This is a genomic window from Brachybacterium squillarum M-6-3 (assembly GCF_000225825.1).
Classification (GTDB): domain Bacteria; phylum Actinomycetota; class Actinomycetes; order Actinomycetales; family Dermabacteraceae; genus Brachybacterium; species Brachybacterium squillarum.
Window position 1 is genome coordinate 78,243 of record NZ_AGBX01000006.1, and the last position, 19,761, is coordinate 98,003.

The 19,761-nt window shown below is 73.0% G+C and carries 17 protein-coding genes; 9 read left to right on the forward strand and 8 right to left on the reverse strand.

From position 1 onward, the window contains the following. The first annotated feature begins 109 nt into the window (after positions 1-109). The 3 genes from OM98_RS08165 (at position 110) to OM98_RS08175 (ending at position 4,752) form a co-directional block, all read left to right on the forward strand. On the forward strand, positions 110-766 hold the full coding sequence (locus OM98_RS08165) for a hypothetical protein (protein ID WP_010534125.1): 657 nt from the start codon (positions 110-112) through the stop codon (positions 764-766). 74 nt (positions 767-840) lie between these two features. Beyond that, on the forward strand, positions 841-3,399 hold the full coding sequence (glgP, locus tag OM98_RS08170) for an alpha-glucan family phosphorylase (protein WP_010534126.1): 2,559 nt from the start codon (positions 841-843) through the stop codon (positions 3,397-3,399). 27 nt (positions 3,400-3,426) lie between these two features. Then, positions 3,427-4,752, forward strand: coding sequence for an ABC transporter substrate-binding protein (locus OM98_RS08175; RefSeq protein ID WP_010534127.1), 1,326 nt, complete (start codon positions 3,427-3,429; stop codon positions 4,750-4,752). A gap of 70 nt (positions 4,753-4,822) precedes the next feature. Here the strand turns inward: OM98_RS08175 and OM98_RS08180 are convergent, their stop codons facing one another. Next, the gene (locus OM98_RS08180) at positions 4,823-5,761 is read right to left on the reverse strand and encodes an acyl-CoA thioesterase (protein ID WP_010534128.1); all 939 of its coding nucleotides are present in this window, start codon (positions 5,759-5,761) and stop codon (positions 4,823-4,825) included. 116 nt (positions 5,762-5,877) lie between these two features. On the opposite strand from OM98_RS08180, the gene OM98_RS08185 reads away from it, so the two are divergent. Then, on the forward strand, positions 5,878-6,378 hold the full coding sequence (locus OM98_RS08185; protein WP_010534129.1) for an acyl-CoA thioesterase: 501 nt from the start codon (positions 5,878-5,880) through the stop codon (positions 6,376-6,378). A gap of 111 nt (positions 6,379-6,489) precedes the next feature. On the opposite strand, the gene OM98_RS08190 is transcribed toward OM98_RS08185, so the two are convergent. The 6 genes from OM98_RS08190 to OM98_RS08215 all read right to left on the reverse strand — a co-directional run bounded on the left by OM98_RS08190 (position 6,490) and on the right by OM98_RS08215 (position 15,135). Beyond that, entirely contained in the window at positions 6,490-6,966 is a 477-nt protein-coding gene (locus OM98_RS08190; protein ID WP_010534130.1) for a globin, read from the reverse strand. Between the two features lie 73 nt (positions 6,967-7,039). Then, entirely contained in the window at positions 7,040-7,981 is a 942-nt protein-coding gene (locus OM98_RS08195; RefSeq protein ID WP_010534131.1) for a mechanosensitive ion channel family protein, read from the reverse strand. Positions 7,982-8,023: 42 nt separating this feature from the next. Then, positions 8,024-10,585, reverse strand: coding sequence for an aminopeptidase N (gene pepN, locus OM98_RS08200; RefSeq protein ID WP_010534132.1), 2,562 nt, complete (start codon positions 10,583-10,585; stop codon positions 8,024-8,026). Positions 10,586-10,641: 56 nt separating this feature from the next. Further along, a complete protein-coding gene (locus tag OM98_RS08205) occupies positions 10,642-11,295 on the reverse strand; it encodes a ribonuclease FAU-1 family protein (protein ID WP_010534133.1) in 654 nt (217 codons plus the stop codon). Positions 11,296-11,515: 220 nt separating this feature from the next. Continuing rightward, entirely contained in the window at positions 11,516-13,411 is a 1,896-nt protein-coding gene (locus OM98_RS08210) for an ABC transporter ATP-binding protein (protein WP_010534134.1), read from the reverse strand. Then, positions 13,408-15,135, reverse strand: coding sequence for an ABC transporter transmembrane domain-containing protein (locus tag OM98_RS08215; RefSeq protein ID WP_010534135.1), 1,728 nt, complete (start codon positions 15,133-15,135; stop codon positions 13,408-13,410). The genes OM98_RS08210 and OM98_RS08215 overlap by 4 nt, the downstream gene beginning before the upstream one ends. 145 nt (positions 15,136-15,280) lie before the next feature. Here OM98_RS08215 and OM98_RS08220 point away from each other — a divergent pair, with 145 nt between their 5' ends. Genes OM98_RS08220 through OM98_RS08230 form a run of 3 tightly spaced genes read left to right on the forward strand, consistent with a single transcriptional unit; the run spans position 15,281 to position 17,431 of the window. Next, positions 15,281-15,889, forward strand: a complete 609-nt coding sequence (locus OM98_RS08220; RefSeq protein ID WP_010534136.1) for a DsbA family protein — start codon at positions 15,281-15,283, stop codon at positions 15,887-15,889. Positions 15,890-15,929: 40 nt separating this feature from the next. Beyond that, positions 15,930-16,412: a ribose-5-phosphate isomerase gene (locus OM98_RS08225; protein ID WP_010534137.1), complete on the forward strand. Its 483-nt coding sequence runs from the start codon at positions 15,930-15,932 to the stop codon at positions 16,410-16,412. After that, positions 16,412-17,431 carry an Fpg/Nei family DNA glycosylase gene (locus tag OM98_RS08230; RefSeq protein WP_010534138.1) on the forward strand — a complete coding sequence of 340 codons (1,020 nt, stop codon included), beginning with the start codon at positions 16,412-16,414 and terminating at the stop codon, positions 17,429-17,431. Before OM98_RS08225 ends, OM98_RS08230 begins: the two co-directional genes overlap by 1 nt. A gap of 177 nt (positions 17,432-17,608) precedes the next feature. Here OM98_RS08230 and OM98_RS08235 read toward each other — a convergent pair whose 3' ends face one another. Further along, complete coding sequence (locus OM98_RS08235; protein ID WP_010534139.1) at positions 17,609-18,082, reverse strand: TspO/MBR family protein; 474 nt, start codon at positions 18,080-18,082, stop codon at positions 17,609-17,611. A 75-nt stretch (positions 18,083-18,157) separates the two neighbouring features. On the opposite strand from OM98_RS08235, the gene OM98_RS08240 reads away from it, so the two are divergent. Both OM98_RS08240 and OM98_RS08245 read left to right on the forward strand, forming a co-directional pair. Then, positions 18,158-19,165, forward strand: coding sequence for an alpha/beta fold hydrolase (locus OM98_RS08240; protein ID WP_010534140.1), 1,008 nt, complete (start codon positions 18,158-18,160; stop codon positions 19,163-19,165). Between the two features lie 22 nt (positions 19,166-19,187). Next, positions 19,188-19,733, forward strand: a complete 546-nt coding sequence (locus tag OM98_RS08245; RefSeq protein ID WP_139017656.1) for a GNAT family N-acetyltransferase — start codon at positions 19,188-19,190, stop codon at positions 19,731-19,733. Positions 19,734-19,761 lie beyond the last annotated feature (28 nt).

The window sequence follows — 19,761 nt, forward strand, 5'->3', positions numbered from 1 at the left end:
GACCCCGCACGGGTGCCGCCGGGACGCGATGGTCCGCCCCGAGGTGGTCTGCCCGGTCCACCCGCCCGGGTGCGGCCGCGTATGCCCGGCCCCGCAGGAAGCAGACCCCGTGAGCACACCCTCCTCCGCGCCGCTGATCGACTGGCGCACGAACCCCGCCACCGAGGCCGAGTCCAGCCTGACGAACATGGTCATCCTCGTGGTCCTGGCGCTCGTGACCATCGCCCTCCTCGCCGGTGCGGTCCTCATGGGCTGGTTCCTGCTGATCTTCGCGGCGTTGACGGGCCTGGCCACCGCGGTGTGGGCCTCGCTGGTCTACAACTCCTACGCGGTCAGCAAGCTGACCGGCGACGACCTCATCACCATCGTCGTGACCGAGGAGGGGCTGACCACACAGGGCGGACGCACCACCACCTGGGACGAGATCGGCGCGGTCGACATCGTCACCGAGCAGGCCTACGCCGCCGTGAAGCAGCGCGCCGACACCAAGATGAAGCGTCTGGTGCTCTTCGGCCCGATGATCGGCGATCCGGCGAAGATCGACATCGGCCTGGGCAAGGTCCGGGCCGCCCAGATCGCCGACCTGGAGGAGGCGCTGCGCCGCGCCGCCCCCGCACGGGGTGATCGTGGACCACGCGGGGCCGACCCGGCCCGACTGAGCGCCGCCCAGCGGCTGAAAGTTCTTGCGAATTCCGGGGATCGGGACTGTGGGAGTGCTCACCCCGTAGGCCGTCACGCTGCGTCCCTGCAGGCCACGGGGTTCTGACTGGTGAGACGCCGCGCTTGTCCGGCTTGCAGATGGACTGCAAAGGTCCCGGCCCGCTCGATTATCGTGGAGGCATGAAACCGATCTCCACGATCACGGTCGCCTCCGACCTGCCCCCCGCTCTCGCCCCCCTGCGGGACCTCGCCCTGAACCTGCGCTGGACCTGGCGCCGCCAGACGGTGGACCTGTTCCGCAGCCTGGACCCCGAGGCCTTCGCCGCCAGCGACGGCAACCCCATCGCGATGCTTCCCTCCGTCTCGGCCGCGCGTCTGGCCGAGGCCGCCCGCGACGAGGACTTCCTGGCGCGCATGCGCTCCGAGGTCGGCGACCTGCGCACCTACCTCGACTCCGGCCGCTGGTTCCAGCGCACCGTCGAGCCCGCGGCCGGCGCCCCCACCTCCGTGGCCTACTTCTCCATGGAGTTCGGCATCACCCCCACCCTCCCCATCTACTCCGGCGGCCTCGGCATCCTCGCCGGCGACCACCTGAAGTCCGCCTCCGACCTCGGCGTGCCCCTGACCGCCATCGGCCTGCTGTACCAGTGGGGCTATTTCTCCCAGTCGCTGGACCGCGAGGGCTGGCAGCAGGAGAACTACCGCCTCAACGACCCCTCCCAGCTGCCCGTCGAGCCGGTCCGCACCGCCGCCGGGGAGCAGCTCACCGTGCAGGTCACCCTGCCCGGTGACCGCACCGTCGACATCGCCGTGTGGGTCGCGAAGGTCGGCCGCATCCCGCTGCTGCTGCTGGACACCAACGTCGCCACCAACGACGAGGACGCCCGCGCCATCACCGACCGCCTCTACGGCGGCGACCACGAGCACCGCATCGTGCAGGAGATCGTCCTGGGCATCGGCGGCGTCCGCGCCGTGGAGGCCTACAGCGAGATCACCGGCGGCACCGCCCCCACCGTCTTCCACCTCAACGAGGGCCACGCAGGCTTCTCCGGCCTGGAGCGCGTGGGCAGCCTGATGCAGGAGGGCCGCAGCTTCGCCGAGGCCCTCACCGAGGTCCGCGCCGGCACCGTGTTCACCACCCACACCCCGGTGCCCGCCGGCATCGACCGCTTCGACGTCAACGAGCTGCGCCGCTACCTCGACGCCGACGCCGAGGGCTCCTCCCGCCTGATCCCCGCCCTGCCCGTCGAGGCCGCGCTCGCGCTCGGCACCGAGGAGGGCGGCGAGGTCTTCAACATGGCGCACATGGGCTTCCGCATCGCCCAGCGCTCCAACGGCGTGGCCAAGCTGCACGGCGCCGTCTCCCGCGGCATGTTCCAGGAGCTCTACCCGGGCTTCGACGTGTCCGAGGTGCCCATCGGCTCGGTCACCAACGGCGTGCACCGTCGCACCTGGACCTCCGACCGCATGGACGATCTGTACAAGAAGGCGCTGGGCGACGTCGACATCTCCGCGCTGTCCGACTGGAGCCCGCTGGCGACCATCACCGACCACGAGCTCACCCAGGCCCGCGACGAGCTGCGCGCGGACCTGGTGACCATGGCCCGTCGCCACGTCAAGGAGTCCTGGCTGCGCCGCGGCGCCGACGACGCCGAGCTGGCCTGGACCGAGACCATTCTCGACCCGAGCGCGCTGACCATCGGCTTCGCCCGTCGCGTCTCCACCTACAAGCGCCTCACCCTGATGCTGCAGGACCCCGAGCGTCTGCGCCGCATCCTGAGGGACCCCGAGCGGCCCGTGCAGTTCGTCATCGCCGGCAAGTCCCACCCTGCGGACCGCCCCGGCAAGGAGTTCCTGCAGCAGATGGTGCAGTTCGCCGACCAGCACGGCGTCCGCGACCGCATCGTCTTCCTGCCGGACTACGACATCCGCATGGCCTCCGTGCTGATCGCCGGTTCCGACGTGTGGCTGAACAACCCCATCCGCCCCGAGGAGGCCTCCGGCACCTCCGGCATGAAGGCGGTCCTCAACGGCGGCCTCACCTTCTCGATCTCCGACGGCTGGTGGGACGAGATGCGCACCGACGAGGCGGGCTGGACCATCCCCACCGCCCAGGTCTCCGACCGCGGCGAGCGGGACCGGATGGAGGCCGAGGCCTTCTACGAGATCCTCGAGAACCACGTGGTGCCCACGTTCTACGACCGCGACGCCCGGGGCATGTCCGCCCCCTGGCTGGCCAAGGTCCGCAACTCGCTGGTGCAGATCGCCCCGCAGATCACCGCGGCCCGCATGGTGCGCGACTACGTCACCGACCTTTACGTGCCCGCCGCCCGCGCGGCCGCCGTGTTCGCGAAGGACACCACCGCCGCCACCGCCTTCACCGCCTGGCGGGACCGGGTGCGCGACGCCTGGTCGCAGGTGTCCGTCACCGACGTCCGCCTCGACGGCGGCCCCGGAAAGGCCGTCGCCACCGGCAGCGAGGTCTCCCTCTCGGCGCAGGTCGAGCTGGGCGGTCTGGACGACGCGGACGTGCTCGTCGAGGCGATCCTGGGCGAGATCGACGCCGCGGGTGAGATCATCGACGCGCAGCGCATCCCGCTGCAGCGCGCGCAGGACGGCCGCTTCGCCGCCCGCTTCGCGCTGACCGTCCCCGGCGAGGTCGGCTACACCGTGCGGGTCACCCCGCAGCACCCGGTGCTCGCCTCCCGCGCCGAGCTCGGCCTGGTCGCCACCGCCTGATCCGCCCTCCGGAAGGACCCCGCCCCCGTGCTCTCCCGCCGCCAGTTCGTCACCACCGCGACCGGGATCGCCCTCGGGGGCGGGGTCCTTTCCGCCTGCGGCGGCGAGGAGGACCCCGAGCTCGCCGAGGGCGAGGTGCTGCGGATGCGGGTCTGGGACGAGGCCGCCGCCTCCGCCTACCGCACCGCTCTGGAGACCTTCACCGCCGACACCGGCCTGGAGGTCGAGGTGGAGGTGCTCGCCTGGGAGGACTACTGGGCGCAGGTCCCGCTCGACGTCGCCGCGGAGACGCTGCCCGACGTGCTCTGGATGAACACCGCGAATCTCGCCCAGCTGGTCGACGGCGAGGACCAGGCCCTGCTGGACGCCGGTGCCCTGGCCGGGGACGAGGCCTCCGGCTGGGAGGACGCCGCCACCGAGCTGTACCGCCGCGACGGCACCCTGTGGGGCGTGCCGCAGGTCTTCGACCGCACCGTGCTGCTGGCCCACGACGAGCTGGTCACCGCCGCCGAGGGGAACCCCGACGAGCTGAGCTTCGACCCCGGCGCGGACTCCGACCCGCTGCGGGAGCTCTCCCGGCAGCTCACCGTCGACGGGGAGGACCGCCACCCCGGCGACGAGGACTTCGACGCCGGATCCCGCAGCGTCATCGGCTTCGGCGCCCAGCCGGACCGCTCCGCGGTGCTGGGCCCCTTCATCGCCGGCAACGGTGGTGCCTGGCAGGACGACGCGGAGAACTTCGTCTTCGGCTCCGAGCAGGGCATCGCCGCCGTGCAGTACCTGGCGGACATGGCCACCGGCCACCTCGCCCCCGACGGCACCGCGACCGCCGAGGACCTCGGGCACTGCCGGAGCCTGTTCATCGACGGCACCCTGGCGCTTCTGCAGACCGGCACCTACGACCTGGGCCCGGTGCTCGAGGACATCGACGGCGGCTTCGGCTGGAGCATCCACGAGGCGGTCGCCGGCCCCGAGGGCTCCCGGCCGCTGGTGCACGCCATCGCCGCGGTCGCCGCGGAGCCCGAGGACGAGGAGCGCGAGCCCGCCATCGGTCGACTGCTCGCCTTTCTCGGCACCGCCGACGGCCAGCGGCCGCTCGCCCAGGCGCGTGTCGGCATCCCCGCCCACCGGGACCTGCGCTCGGACTGGGTGGACTCCTGGGCGGAGGTCGGGGTGGACGTCGAGGCCGTCTCCGAGCTGCCCAACGCCCTGGCGGAGCCCGAGCAGGGGGTGCGCTCCGCGGAGGGCACGGGGGCGGCGCTGCCGATCATCGCGACCGTCTTCACCGGCGAGGCCGAGGCCGCGGAGGCCGTGCCCGAGGCGCAGCAGGCCGCCCTGGAGGCCAAGGGCTGACACCGGAGGCCCGGGCCGGGCCTGTGGCACGACCGGGCCCCGCGCCGGCGAGGGGAGTGGAGTGGGAGCCTCAGCCGCGCTGACCGGCGCGGATCATACCCTCCTGGGTGACGGTGGCGACCAGGTCCCCGTCGGCCCCGAACACCTGGCCGTGGGTCAGCCCGCGGCCGCCCGAGGCGCTGGGGGAGCGCTCCACGTACAGCAGCCACTCGTCGGCCGGGACGTGCCGGTGCCACCAGATCGCATGATTGATGGTCGCCATCCGCAGGCCCGGGCTCATCCAGCTCAGCCCCTGCCGCCGCAGGATCGGCTCGAAGGGCGTGTAGTCGCTGGCGAAGGCCAGGATCGCGTCGTGCAGCAGGGCCTCGCCGCCCACCGGGGCGACGGTGCGCATCCACACCATCTGGGTGTCGGTGCCGCTGCCCTCCGGGGCCGGGCCCAGGTAGATCGGGTCGGTGACGTGACGGATGTCGATAGGGCGCTGGGTGGACCAGTACCGCGCGATCGGATGGTCGATGCCCTCGAGCACCTGCGCGGTCGTGGGCAGGTCGTCCGGGGCGGGCGCCTCGGGGGCGCGCTCCTGGTGCTCCAGGCCGTCCTGCTGCTCCTGGAAGGAGGCGGTCATCGCCAGGATGGTGCGGTCCTCCCCGGGCTCCCCGTCGCGGCCGGGCTGGGTGGCCAGGACCCGGCGCACCGAGAAGGAACCGCCGTCGCGCAGGTTCTCCACCTGGAAGCGGATCGGATGGGCCGGGTCCCCGGGCGCCAGGAAGTATGAGTACATCGAGTGGATGCGGCGCTCGGACGACACCGTGCGGCCCACCGCGGTGACGGCCTGCCCCATCACCTGGCCGCCGAACACGTGGCCACCCGGCTGCGGGTTGGAGTCGCCCTCGAAGGCGGCGACCACGGCGGGGGAGGCGAGCGCCGGGTCCACGGGGACCTCCCGCAGGTCCAGCAGCTGGACCAGGGCGGCGGTGACGTCGGCGGGATCGGTGCTGGCTGTGGTCATGCGCTCGATGGTAGATGCCGGGGCGAGGTGCGCGGGCACCGACCCCGCCGGCCCGTGGCAGGTCCCTCGCCGGATCGGGCTCCGCGGCGGTGAGCGCGGCCCCTACGATGTCTGGCATGCCTGACGCCACCCCCGCCGGGGCCCTCGACCTGCCCATCGCCGTGCGCTGGACCGACCTGGACGCCTACGGCCACGTGAACAACGCCGCGATGATCCGCCTGCTGGAGGAGGCCCGCATCGCCGCCTTCTGGCAGGCGCCCGAGGACCAGGTGGCCCTCGGCGCCGTCGAGCCGCCCGCGGCGCTCCCCATCAGCGGGGTCGGCGCCGAGGTCAGCACCGTGATCGCCTCCCAGCGCATCGAGTACGCGCGCTCGCTGGGCCACCGCCGCGACGGCGTGGTGGTGCGGCTGTGGCTCTCACGCCTCGGCGGGGCGAGCCTCAGCGTCGACTACCTGGTGCTCACCCGGGACGACCCCGAGGGCACGGCGCCCTACGCCCGCGCCCGCACCGTGGTGGTGATGGTGGACGCCGCCACCGGCGCCCCCGTGCGCCTGGACGCGGGGACCAAGCAGCGCCTGGCCGCCCACACCGGGGAGCCCCTCACCTTCCGCGACTGACGTCGTCCACCGGAACCATGCAGGTGACAGGCGGCGTGCACAGTGCACGCCGCCTGTCGTCTGGATGGCTCGGATGGACAGGAGCCGGGCGCGCTCTGGTTCGGGGGCGGCTCAGCTGAGGTGGTCGGGCACCGTGCCGCCCGGTATGGGGGCCTCGCCGCCGTCCTCGGTGTTCACCATGAACTGGGCCGCCCGCTCCAGGTACTCCCAGAGGATCTGCTCGTGGCGCTGCTCCAGCTCCAGCGAGGTGACGGCCGCGCGCATGTGGCCCAGCCAGGCGTCCCGCGCGGAGGGGGAGACGGGGAAGGGGGCGTGGCGGATCCGGAGCCGCGGATGCCCGCGCTGCTCGCCGTAGGTCTTCGGTCCGCCCCAGTACTGCTCCAGGAACATCCGCAGCCGCTCCTTCGCCCCGGTGAGGTCCTCCTCCGGGTACATCGGGCGCAGCAGCGGGTCCTCGGCGACGCCCGCGTAGAAGCGGTCCACCAGCGCGGTGAAGGTGGGGCTGCCGCCCACCGCCGTGAAGAAGCTGCTCTCCTCGCCGGCCGGGGGCTGGGCATCGCCGGTGCGGCGGGTGGGCTGCAGGTCCATGTCGGGCTCCTGTGGTGAGGGAGGGGGCACGTTGCCCCGGGGGGCCGGTGAGTGCCTCCCGCGGCGTGCGGGGTCAGGCCTTGGTGATGTCCGCGATGCGCGGCAGTGCGAAGCCGATCCCGGCGTCCTGGAAGGCGGTCTGGATGCGGCGGCGCAGCTCCTGCTCGGCGTCCCACTGGGTGCCGGGCGCCACCTGGATGATGATGCGCCGCTGGAAGCCGGCGCCGTCCACGCTGAGGATGCCGCTGACGTCAGGCGTACCGATGACGGTGGACTCCCACTCGGGGTCGCTGGCGAAGGCGGTGGCGGTGCGCTCGAGCACCTCGGTGACCTTCGCGTTGTCGGCGCCGGAGTCGATGTCCAGCACCACCATCGCGTTGGAGTAGCCGCGGGACATGTTGCCGATGCGGATGATCTCGCCGTTGCGCACGGTCCACAGCACGCCGTCGAGGGCGCGGACCTGGGTGACCCGCAGGTTGATGCCCTCCACGGTACCGGTGGCGTACTCGAGGTCCACCACGTCGCCCACCGCGACGATGTCTTCGAACAGGATCACCACGCCGGCCACGAAGTCCTTGATGATCGTCTGCGCGCCGATGCCGGCGGCCAGGCCGATCACCCCGAGGGAGGCGATGACGGGGGCGATGTTCACGCCTACCTCGGACAGGATCATCACGATCGCGACCATCCAGATCACGGCGCGGGTGAGGTTGCGGGCCACGTTCGAGAGGGTCTCGGTGCGCTGCTCGCGCCGGGCCTGGGCGGCCTTCTGCAGGCGCGGGTCGCGCTTGACCATCGCCCCCGCCATGGAGGTGAGCTTGGTCGAGGATTCGCTCATCGTGCGGAAGAAGCGGCGCAGCAGCCAGCTCGCCACCACCGTCGCCAGCGTCGCCACCAGCAGGATGATGACGATGCGGACGCCGCTGGACAGCAGCCACTGCACCAGCGTCTCCAGCAAGGTGAGGGCCTCGTCGGTGTCGGGTGCCGCCAGGGTCGGGAGCAGGTCGTCGAGCATGCTCCCGACCCTAACGAAGCGATTCCGGGAAGATCCCGGACCTCAGGCTTGATCCGCCTCACGTACCCGCAGCGAGCGGGCCACGGTGTCGCGGCCCTCGATGATCACGCGGCGCAGGCCGAAGGGCGCGCCCTCGTGCTCGACCAGCCAGGCGTCGGCCAGGTCCAGCACCTCGGGGCCGCCGTGGGAGGAGGGGAAGTACCCCTGCACCAGGCGGTTCGCGATCTCCGAGGAGCGCTGCGACCAGATCCCGTCGATCGCCTCGAAGTAGCGCCGCTGGTACGGCGCGATCAGCTCCGGGTCGGTGACACGGCCGAAGCCGAGCACCACCGCGGTGAGGGACTCGTTGGGCAGGGTGTCGCGCTCCACGGTCTCCCGCCAGGCCGCGGCCTTCGCCTCCGCGGTGGGGGCGGCGGCCTTCGCGGTCAGCGCGGACTTGCGGCCGGACTGGGTGTCGTCGGCGGCGAGCACCGCGGCGATCCCCTCCTCGTCGATCCCGCCGAGGGCCGACAGCGCGATCACCAGCTTCCAGCGCAGGTCGGTGTCGATGGTGCGGCCCGGCAGGGTGAGCGTTCCCTCGTGCAGCTCGGAGAGGATCTCGCGGTGCTCGGCCGTGGAGGCGAGGCGTGCGAAGGTCTCCAGGTACTGCAGCTGGGCGTCGGAGCCGGCCTCGGCCCCGCCTGTGAGCTGCCAGAGGTCGTCGGCGGCGGCCACGCCGCGGGCGGCCCGCTCGGCTTCGGCCGCGTAGGGACCGGCGGCGGTCTCGAGCTGCTGCAGCAGGGTCCGCACGACGGAGGAGGAGTCCTCCCCGGTGATGTTCGCCAGCACCAGCTCCTGGAAGCGGCGGCTGGGCAGCTCCGCGTCGCGGGTCATGTCCCAGGCGGCGGACCAGACCAGGGTGCGGGCCAGCGGGTCGGTCATCTCGCGCAGGTGCACGGTGGCGACGGCCAGGGACTCCGGATCCAGGCGCAGCTTGGCGTAGGCGAGGTCGTCGTCATTGACCAGCCACAGGTCGGCCTGCTTCCCGATCAGCTCGGGCACCTCGGTGAGGGGGCCGTCGACGTCGAGCTCCACCTGCTCGGTGCGCACGAGCGCCCCGCCCTTGAGGGTGTAGCCGCCGACGCGGAGGCGGTGCGGGCGCAGCTCGGGATGTTCGGCCGGGGCCTCCTGGGCGATCGCGAAGGCGGTGACGGTGCCGTCCGCGTCCCGCTCGATGCGGGGGCGCAGGGTGGCCACGCCCGCGGTCTGCAGCCACAGTCGCGACCAGCTGGCCAGGTCGCGGCCGCTGGTGGCCTCGAGCTCGACCAGCAGGTCGCGCAGCTCGGTGTTGCCCCAGGCGTGCTTGGCGAAGTAGGCGCGCAGCCCGTCGAAGAAGGCGTCCTTGCCGACGTAGGCGACCAGCTGGCGCAGCACCGAGGCGCCCTTGGCGTAGGTGATGCCGTCGAAGTTGGTCTCCACCGCCTCGAGGTCGACCATGTCGGCGACGATCGGGTGGGTGGAGGGCAGCTGGTCCTGGCGGTAGGCCCAGGCCTTCTCGGAGCTGGTGAAGGTGGTCCAGGCGTCGGTCCAGTGGGTGGCCTCGACGCTGGCCAGGGTGGAGGCGTACTCGGCGAAGGACTCGTTCAGCCAGAGGTCGTCCCACCAGCGCATGGTCACCAGGTCGCCGAACCACATGTGGGCCAGCTCGTGCAGGATCGTCAGGTCGCGGCGCTCCCGGATCGCCCCGGAGACCTCGGAGCGGAACACGTAGGCCTCCACGAAGGTCACCGCGCCCGGGTTCTCCATCGCGCCCATGTTGTACTCCGGCACGAAGACCTGGTCGTACTTGGGGAAGGGGAAGTCCTGGTCGAAGGCGTCCTCGTAGAACTCCAGGCCCCGCCGGGTGATGTCGATGATGTACTCGGGGTCGAGGTGCTCGGCGAGGGAGGCGCGGGCGTACACGCCCATCGGGATCTCGCGGCCGTCGCGGGAACGCACGGACCCCTCGCCGCCGCGGTAGTCACCGGCGATGAGCGCCACCAGGTAGGTGGAGATGGAGACGGTGGGCTCGAAGCGCCAGGTGGCGGTTCCCTCACCGGCCGCCTCGGGGGCCGGGGTGGGGGCGTTGGAGATGACCCGCCAGTGCTCCGGCGCGGTCACGGCCAGGGTGAAGGTCGCCTTCAGGTCGGGCTGCTCGAAGCAGGCGAACATGCGTCGCGCGTCGGAGACCTCGAACTGGGTGTAGAGGTAGACCTCCTCGTCCACCGGGTCCACGAAGCGGTGCAGGCCCTCACCGGTGTTCATGTACGCGCCGTCGGCGAGGATGCGCACCGTGTTCTCCCCGACGCGCAGCGCGGGCAGCTGCACCCGGGCGCCGTCGAAGCGGGAGGCCGGGTCCTCCAGCAGTTCGCCGTTCAGCTCGATCTCGTGCACCCGCGGGGCGATGAGGTCCACGAAGGTGGGCCGCGCCTCGGTGGAGCGGAAGCGGATCGTGGTCTCCGTGCGGAAGGTCTCCGGGCCGGTGGTCAGGTCCAGCGCGATCGCGTAGGTGTCCGTGGCCAGGAAGGAGGCGCGCTCGCGGGCCTCGGCGCGGGTGAGGTTCTCGGTGGGCGTGGGGGAGGTCATGCCGTCCATCCTGCCACCGGGACGACGGGACCCTCCCAGGTCCCCGTGACGTGCCCTCAGCGGCGGGTGAGGTCGACGTCCCAGGTGTAGTGCTCGGGCAGACGCGGCACGGGCCAGGTGGGGTCCGGGAAGAAGTACTCGTAGCCCGCGGAGAAGGGATAGCTCCACTCGCCGATGTGCTGCTCGGCGCAGCGGCCCGCCTCCTTGATGTCCGCGATCTCCTGCGGGGAGAAGTAGCCGGTGCGCTCGGCGCCCTCCAGCTCGTCCTCGTCCTTGTAGTGCCAGTCCTTGCGGGGCAGCACCACCAGGTCCAGCACCAGGTCGCGGGTGCGCACGCCCTCCTCGGTGCGCTCGTAGGGCGTCTCGAGGTTCACGTAGTAGCAGCCCAGCGAGCCGTCGTCCTTGTAGAACAGCCACACCGAGTACGGCTTGTCGGGCAGGCCGATCATCAGGATGCCGTTGCCGGTCCACAGCTGCTTGGACTGCTTGCGGGGCGCGGTGAACATGCCCTCGTCGCCGGCGCGGCGCAGGGCCGCCCCGGATTCGAGCACGGGCAGCAGCACCTCGGTGCCGGGGGCGATCCACACGGCGATGCCGCGGTCGTCGTCCAGCACGACGGTGCCGGGGCGGACGGTGCGGGTGGGGTGCTGAGGGGTGTAGTACGTCCAGGTCACCTGGTCGCCGGGTGACCATCGCGAGATGGGAGGCATGGTGGAGGTCCTGGCCGGGTCGGCCTCCACGGACGCCCCGGTCCGTCCGGCCGCAGGGCCGGGGCTGCACTGCCCGTGAAGGGGTAGGCGTATGGGGCGACCATACCCCTTCGACACGCCGGGGCGGGGAAGGCTCGAGCGCTGGCCGGGCCCGGGCCGCCGGAGATGCCGGACGGCTCCGGCATCTCCGGCGCGCCGGTCTCTGAGAAGCTCTGGCGGTTCAGGCGCTCCAGGCGCTCCACAGTCGGGCGTACACCCCGCCGCGCTCGACCAGCTCGGCGTGCGGGCCCTGCTCGACGACGTGCCCGCCCTCCATCACCAGGATCCGGTCGGCGTGCATCGCCTGCGAGAGGCGGTGGGCGACGATCACGGTGGTGCGGCCGCGGGCGACCTCCAGCGCGGCGCGCTCCAGCACGCGGGCGCCGGAGGAGCCCTCGTCGGCCGTGGCCTCGTCCAGCACCAGCACCGCGGGGTCCTGCAGGGCGATCCGCGCCAGCGCGAGCTGCTGGGACTGCTCGGCGGTGAGCCTTTCGCCCTTCTCGCCGACCTCGGTGTGCAGGCCCTGGGGGAGCCGCCGCGCCCAGGGGCCGGCCTCGACCCGCTCCAGCGCCGCCCACAGCTCCTCCTCGCCCGCCTCGGGGCGGGCCAGGCGCAGGTCCTCGGCGAGGGTGCCGCGGAAGACGTGCACGTCCTGGCTGACGATGCTGGCGTGGCGACGGGCCGCCTCCAGCTCCGCCCGGGCCAGGTCCGCGCCGCCGTGCAGCACGGCGCCGTGACGCGGCGTGAGGGTGCCGGCGATGATCGAGGCCAGGGTCGACTTGCCCGCCCCGGAGGCACCGACCAGGGCGATCACCTCGCCGGGGGCGACGTGCAGGTCGATCGGGAACAGCACGGTGCGCTCGCCGCCGTCGGCGCTCTCCCCGTAGGCATGGGAGACCTGCTCCAGCCGGATCGAGGCGTCCGCGGGCACCTGGTCGCCGGGGGAGGAGGCAGGGTCGATCGCCTCGATCACGCCGACCATGCGGGTCAGCGAGGCCGCCGCGGACTGCACGTCGTCGAGGCTGAACAGCAGGTTCATCATCGGCCACAGCAGCGTCAGCACGTACATGCCGGCGGCGGTGACGAGGCCGACGGGTGCGTCGGAGACGTGCACCATCGCGTAGCCCAGCACCAGCACCAGCGCGATGGACAGGTTCTCCGGCCACACCACGACCTTCACCACCCGCGTCACCAGGGTCATCACCCGCATGCCGAGCACGGCGGCGGCCTCGGAGAGCACCGCCACGTGGCGGGTCTCGCGGCGCTCGATGCCGTAGGCGTGCACGGTGGGGATGCCGTGGATCGCGGAGAGCAGGCCCTGGGCGCGTGCGCCCATCGCCACCCGCTCGCGGCGGTAGATCGGGGCGGTGCGGCGCAGGTACCAGCGGCCCGCCAGGATGTACATCGGGGCGACGAGGACCACCAGGATCAGCAGCCACGGGGACAGGGTGACCATGCCGATCATGGTCACCACCACGTAGAAGCCCATCTGGATCAGGTTCGGCACCACGTTGTTCACGGCGCGCGCGGTGACGTCCACGTCGTCGGCCACGCGGGAGAGGGCGTCGCCGATGCCGGTGATCTCCATGGTCTGCGCGGGAAGGTCCAGGGCGCGGTCGATGACGTCCTCGCGCATCCCGGCCAGCACCCGCTGCCCGAGCCCGGAGACCAGCGACCAGCCGATCGCGGAGAACAGGGCCTGCAGGATCCCGGCCAGCAGGATCAGGGCGCCCTGGCGGTACAGGGCGTCGGTGTCGGCCCCCTGCTGCACCAGGTCCACCACGCCGCCGATGAGGCGCGGCAGCCAGGCGGCGGCCGCGGCCCCGGCGGTGACGACCAGCGCGGTCAGCGCCGTCATCCACGGCATCTGCGCGAGGCGTCCGCGCAGGTGCCGGGCGGTGGTGGGCACGTCGGCGATCGGCAGGATCGAGGCGTGCTCGGCGAGCTGGCGGCGCGCGGTGGCGTCCGAGGCCAGCAGCTCCTCGGGGGAGACGTCCCAGGCGATCTGCCGGGTGGGGTGGCGCGGTGTCTGCGGGGTCTGCGCAGTCGCCGTGTCCGCGGGGTGGGGGGCGGTCATCGCTGCACCATCTCCCGGTAGTCGGCGCGCTCCATCAGCGCGGTGTGGGTGCCGCGCACGGCGGGGCCGTCGGCGGGCAGGAACACCACCTCGGGGGCCTCCCGCAGCAGGGCGGGGGCGCGGGTGATCAGCAGGGTGGAGCGGTCCGGCAGGCTGCGCGCCGCGATGAGGGCCTCGGCGATGTGCTGCTCGGTGACGGCGTCCACCGCGGTCGTGGGGTCGTGCAGCACCAGCACGGGGGCGTCGGCGGCGACGGCGCGGGCCAGGGCGATGCGCTGGCGCTGTCCGCCGGAGAGGTTCGCGCCGCGGTCCAGGATCCGGGTGTCGTAGCCCTCGGGCAGGATGCCCAGCAGGTCCTCGGCGCCGGCGGCGTGCAGGGCGTCGTCGGCCCAGCCGTTCCCGGCCTGCACCGCGGCGGCGGGGGCGCGGGTGGCGAGCTGCTCGCGCAGGGTGCCGTCGAAGAGGTCCACCACGTGCGGCTCCACCAGCAGGTCGGCGCGGGTCGCGAAGCGTCCCTGCGCGGTGACGGGCTGCTCGCCGAGCTGCACGCTGCCCTGCTCGGCGTGCCCGCCGAGCGCTGCGACCAGGGCCTCGGCGCGGTGCGGGGCGGCGCTGGCGACGGCCAGCACCCCGCCCTCGGGCACCGTGAGGGTGAGGCCCTCCAGCTCGGAGCCGGGGGCGCCGTCGATGCGCAGGCCGCCGACGCCGGGGCGACGCTCGCCGGGGCTCGCCTCGCCGCGGTCGTCACGGGCGGTGGCGAGGTGGCCGAGCTGCAGCTCGGGGTCGTCGATGCTGCGGCCGAGGTCGGCCAGCAGGTCGCGCACACGCCGCCCGGAGGTCGACATCGAGGCCCACCAGATCGGCAGGCCGGACAGGCCCTGCAGCATGCCCATGTTCTGCCGGGCCACGCCCACCACGGCGATGAGGGTGCCGATGGACATGTCCCCGGCAATGGTGCGCTGGGCGGCGATGATCGCCACCGCCGCCATCATCCCGGCGGTGACCAGGGTGGTCAGGCCGCTGGAGACGCCGGAGTAGCGGGCGTTGACGAGCGCCGCGTCCAGCGCGATGCGGGAGCGGCGGCGGTACTGGCTGCGGGCGCGGGACTGCACGCCCAGGCCCTGCAGCACGCGCAGACCGTGCACCAGGTCGGTGGCGGTGGCGGCGGCATCGGCGGCGCGGGACTGCTGGGCGTCGTAGCGGGCGGAGAGGATCGGGCTGATCACGCGCACCACCAGCACCATCACGGCGATGCCGATCAGGGTGGCCACGCCCAGCCAGATGTCCTGCCATCCCAGCCACACGCAGCTCAGCAGCACCACCGCGGAGGCGGGGAACGCCCAGGGCAGCATGTCCAGCAGGTCCGAGGCCTTGTCGGCGTCGGAGGTGGCGATCGAGAGGACCTCCCCGGCGGGCCGCTGGATGGGCCGTGAGCGCGGGTCCAGCACGGCGCCGGTCACGGCCACCCGCACCCGATGCCGCTCCGTCATCCGGGCGCGCTGGGAGGCGGCGAACATCGCCGTCCACAGGTAGGTGGAGAACAGTCGCACGACGATCACGCCGAGCGCCCCCAGCAGGGTCACCGTGAGGCTGCCGGCGAGAATGCCCCGGTCGATCACCCAGCCCAGCAGCAGCGGCAGCGCCATGTCCACGAGCTCCACCACGAAGGAGGCGCCCAGGATCCACGGGATCTGGTGGCGGTGCTGGCCCAGCAGCGAGCGCATCACCGGGACCGGGCGCGCGGGGGGAGGGGGAGAGGAAGGGGGCACCAGGAGATCCAACACCGATCCGGCCGGGGCCACAACGCATTTAGTCCGACCGGGGTGACAGAATGGCCGCGATCCCCGTCACGCCTGCGAAGGAGACCCCATGAGCGCCCGCAGTGTCGAGCTGTTCTTCGATCCGATCTGCCCCTGGGCCTGGATGACCAGCCGCTGGCTGCTGAACGCCGCGTCGGTCCGGGACCTCGACATCACCTTCTCGGTGATGTCCCTCGCCGCCCTCAACGAGGGCCGCGACCTCCCCGCCGACTACCGCCGCAGCATGGACGAGGCCTGGGGCCCCGCCCGCGTCGCGCTCGCCGTCTCCCAGCAGGGCAGCCAGGCCGACGTCTCCGCCTACTACACCGCCTTCGGCGAGACCTACCACGTCGGCGGGGGCGAGGACCGCCGCGCCGCCGCCGAGGCGGGGGTCGCGGCCACCTCCCTGGACGCCTCCGTGCTCGAGGCCTACGACGACGCCTCCCTCGACGACACCCTCCGCGCCAAGCAGCAGGCTGTCGTGGAGCTGGTGGGCGACGAGGTCGGCACCCCGGTGATCTCCTTCGGCGAGGGCAAGGCCTACTTCGGGCCCGTCATCTCCCCGGCCCCGAAGGGCGAGGAGGCCGGCGAGCTGTTCGACGGCCTCGAGCTGATGAGCCGCACCAGCGGCTTCTTCGAGCTCAAGCGCACCCGCACCGTCGGCCCCATCTTCGACTGACCCCGCACACCCCCACACCCTGCGAAAGGCAGCAGCCCCCATGCGCGTCCACATCGGCACCGACCACGCCGGCTTCGAGCTGAAGAACCGGCTGGTCGCGAACCTCACCGAGAAGGGCCACGAGGTCATCGACCACGGCGCCCACGAGTACGACGCGCTGGACGACTACCCGCCGTTCTGCACCGCCGTCGGCGAGGGCGTCGTCGCCGACGCCGGCTCGCTGGGCGTCGTCATCGGCGGTTCCGGCAACGGCGAGCAGATCGCCGCCAACAAGGTGCGCGGCGTGCGCGCCGCCCTGGTGTGGAACGAGGACACGGCGCTGCTGGCCCGCCAGCACAACGACGCCAACGTGATCTCGGTGGGCGCGCGCCAGCACACCGAGGCCGAGCTCGAGCAGCTCATCGACCTGTTCCTGGCCGAGCCCTTCTCCGGTGAGAAGCGCCACCAGCGCCGCATCGACCTCGTGGCCCGCTACGAGGAGACCGGCGGCTACGACGACCCGGAGGGCGCAGGCGCCGCCTGATGCCGGAGGGACACACCGTCCACCGGCTCGCCGCCGCGATCCGCACCGGCTTCGGCGGCGAGCGGGTCATCACCTCCAGCCCCCAGGGTCGCTTCCCCGAGGCCGACGCCCTGGCCGGCTGGACCCTCGCCGACGCCGAGGCCGCCGGGAAGCACCTGCTGCTGGCCTTCACGCCGGGCCCCGACGTGGAGGCCGGCGCCCCGGTCACCCGCTACGTGCACGTCCACCTGGGGCTGTACGGCTCCTGGACCTTCGCGGGTGAGGAGGGATTCGCCTCCGCCCCCGCGATCGGCGCGCCCCGCCTCCGGGTCGGGGAGCGGGAGGACGCCCTCGGCGGCGCCGAGCCGTGGCGGGAGATCGTGCCGCGCGAGACGGTGCGGCTGCGCATCGTCGGCCCGCGCGGCCTCGCGGACCTCACCGGGCCCACCGCCTGCGAGGAGCTCGACGCCGCCGGACGGCAGGCCGTGCTGGACCGGCTGGGCCCGGACCCGCTTCGGGAGGACGCCGAGCCGGAGCGCTTCGTGCGGCGCGTGCTGCGCTCCCGCACCGCGATCGGCACCCTGCTGATGGACCAGTCGGTGGTGGCCGGCATCGGCAACATCTACCGCGCCGAGTTGCTGTTCCGCGCCCGCCTGGACCCGACCGTGCCGGGGCGCGACCTCAGCGAGGGCATGGTGCGGGGGCTCTGGGAGGACCTGGTGCCGCTGATCCGCTACGGCGCCCGCACCGGCCGCATCGTCACCACCCAGCCCGAGCACCGGCAGATCGAGGCGCGCATCGTGGAGCGCTCCCGCGGCACCCGCCAGAACGGCGACGAGGACCCCACGGTGGTGCCCCGCGAGGAGTCGTTCTACGTCTACCACCGCCAGACCCTGCCCTGCCGGCTGTGCCGCACCACGGTCCGCTCGGGGGAGATGGCTGGGCGCACCGTGTTCTGGTGTCCTCGCTGCCAGACCCGCCGCGTCCGCCGCGCCGGCTGGACCCGCGAGCACCCCGCGGAGGCCTGGGCGGTGGCGTGAGGCGCGGGGCCTGATGGGGCCGACCTCTCCGCCGCTCGAGCTTTCCCCGGCTCACTTCCACTGGTGGAAGCCAGCCGGGGAATTCCGCACAGACTCCGGCCCCTGCCCTGCCGCTCCCTACACTTTTGCGCGCTCACGAGCCGTGGGTGGTTCGTGAGTGCGCAGAAGTGCGGGGGATCAGGAGTTGAGGTCCACGATCGCCATGTTCAGGGCGCTCGCGAAGGCGGTCCACACGGCGTAGGGCGACAGCGCCACCCCGAGACCGCCGCGGGCGCTGCCGACGCGGCGCACCAGATCCGCGCTGGAGACGGCGAGGGCCACCGCGACCGGCACGGCGGCGGCGATCTCCCGACGGCCGAAGAACATCCAGCACCACCCGGCGTTCAGCCCCAGGTTCACGCCGAGCGCGACCGCCAGGCGGCGACGCTGCGCGGGCTCCAGCTCGTCCAGGGCCGCCGCGGTGGTGACGGCGATGTCGGTGTACAGCGCGGTCCAGGCGACGGGGAACGCCCAGGAGGGCGGCTGGAACGAGGGCTTGGCCAGGTTCTCGTACCAGTCGGAGTCGACGGAGGAGGCGGTGGCCTTCGAGCCGACGACGGCGCAGGCGGCGGTGGCGAGGGCGGTCGGGATCAGGTGACGGGCGCTGGGCACGGGGGCCTCCGGAGGATCGGGGACCGCATCAGCCGTTCCCGCCCGAGGAAGGGCGGCGCTGGATACAGTCCGGGGATGGACTCGCCCTCGACGCTACCCCCGCTGCTGGAGGAGGGCCGTCTCCCCGTCTCCGGCGGTCACGAGCTGCACTACCAGGTCTCGGGCACGCACGACGGCGTCCCCGCCCTCTACCTGCACGGAGGCCCCGGCGGCCGTCTCACCTCCGGGTACCGCCGCAAGGTGCCGGGGGAGACCACCCGACTGGTCGGCTTCTCCCAGCGCGGCGCCGGCGCCTCCACCCCCTCGGCCTCCGAGCCCGCGGGACTTGAGCACAACACCACCGCCGAGCTGGTCGAGGACATCGAGGCGCTGCGCATGCACCTCGGCATCGAGGACTGGGTGGTGCAGGGCGTCTCCTGGGGCGCGAGCCTCGCCGTCGCCTATGCGCAGGCGCATCCCGAGCGGGTGCGGGCCGTGGTGCTGATGGCCGTCACCGCCACCACCCGCACCGAGGTCGACTGGATCACCGAGCACGTCGGCGCGATCTTCCCCGAGACCTGGCAGGAGCTGGCCGCGCTCGCCGAGGCCCGCACCGACTACCGCCCAGGCGGGGAAATGCGACTGGTCGAGGCCTACCGGCGGATGCTGACCAGCGGCGACCGGGACCTGGAGGACGCGGCGACCCACGCCTGGATCGCCTGGGAGGACGAGCACATCCGCATCGGCACCGGCGGCTTCGCGCGCGTCACCGCCGACCCCGGCGCGCCCGTCGAGGACCAGGCACGGGTCTTCGCCCGATTGGTCACGCACTACTGGGCGCGCGACGGCTTCCTCGCCGACTGGGCGACTGCCTGGGGCGGTGAGCCCGGCAGCGGCCTGCTGGGCGGGATGCACCGCATCGGCCACATCCCCGCGGTGCTGATCCACGGCCGCCGCGACGTCTCCGGCCCGGTGCGGATCGCCTGGCAGATGCATCGCGCCTGGCCCGCCTCCGAGCTGATCGTGGTGGAGGACGAGGGCCACGGCGGCGAGGCGATGGTCGAAGCCTGGGCGCAGGCGATGGCCCGCTTCACCGCGCGCTGAGACGGGCCGGTAATCTGCCCGCATGTCCGACGATGCACCGCAGCCCGTGATCCACCCCGCCGCCTCCGAGCCCGACCCGGCGACCGGGGCCGTGCTGCGCCGCGCGCACCTGCGCGACATCGACCCGCGCACCGCGTACCTGCTGGCGAAGCTGCGCCAGGACGTGTTCACGATGGAGCAGGGCGCCACCGACCCCGACCTCGACGGCCGCGAGCTGGAGGCGGGCACCACCCTGCTGTGGGTGGAGGTGCCCGGCCCGGAGGCGGAGGCCGCGGGCCTGGACCGCGAGCCCGCCGCCCACATCCGCGTGCTCACCGAGGCCGACGGCACCATGCGTATCGGCCGTCTCGCCGTGCGCGGCGCGAACCGGCGCGACGGCTTCGGCGGCCGCATCATGCGCGCCGCCCTCGACGTCACCCATGAGGTCGCCCCGCAGGCCGAGGTGCACATCGACGCCCAGGCCTACCTCGAGAAGTGGTACCTCGGCATGGGCTACGTGACCACCGGCCCCGTCTTCCTCGAGGCCGGTATCGAGCACGTGCCGATGGTGTTCCGGCACCCCTCCTGATTCCGAGGAGCGGCGGCGAGGTTCCGGG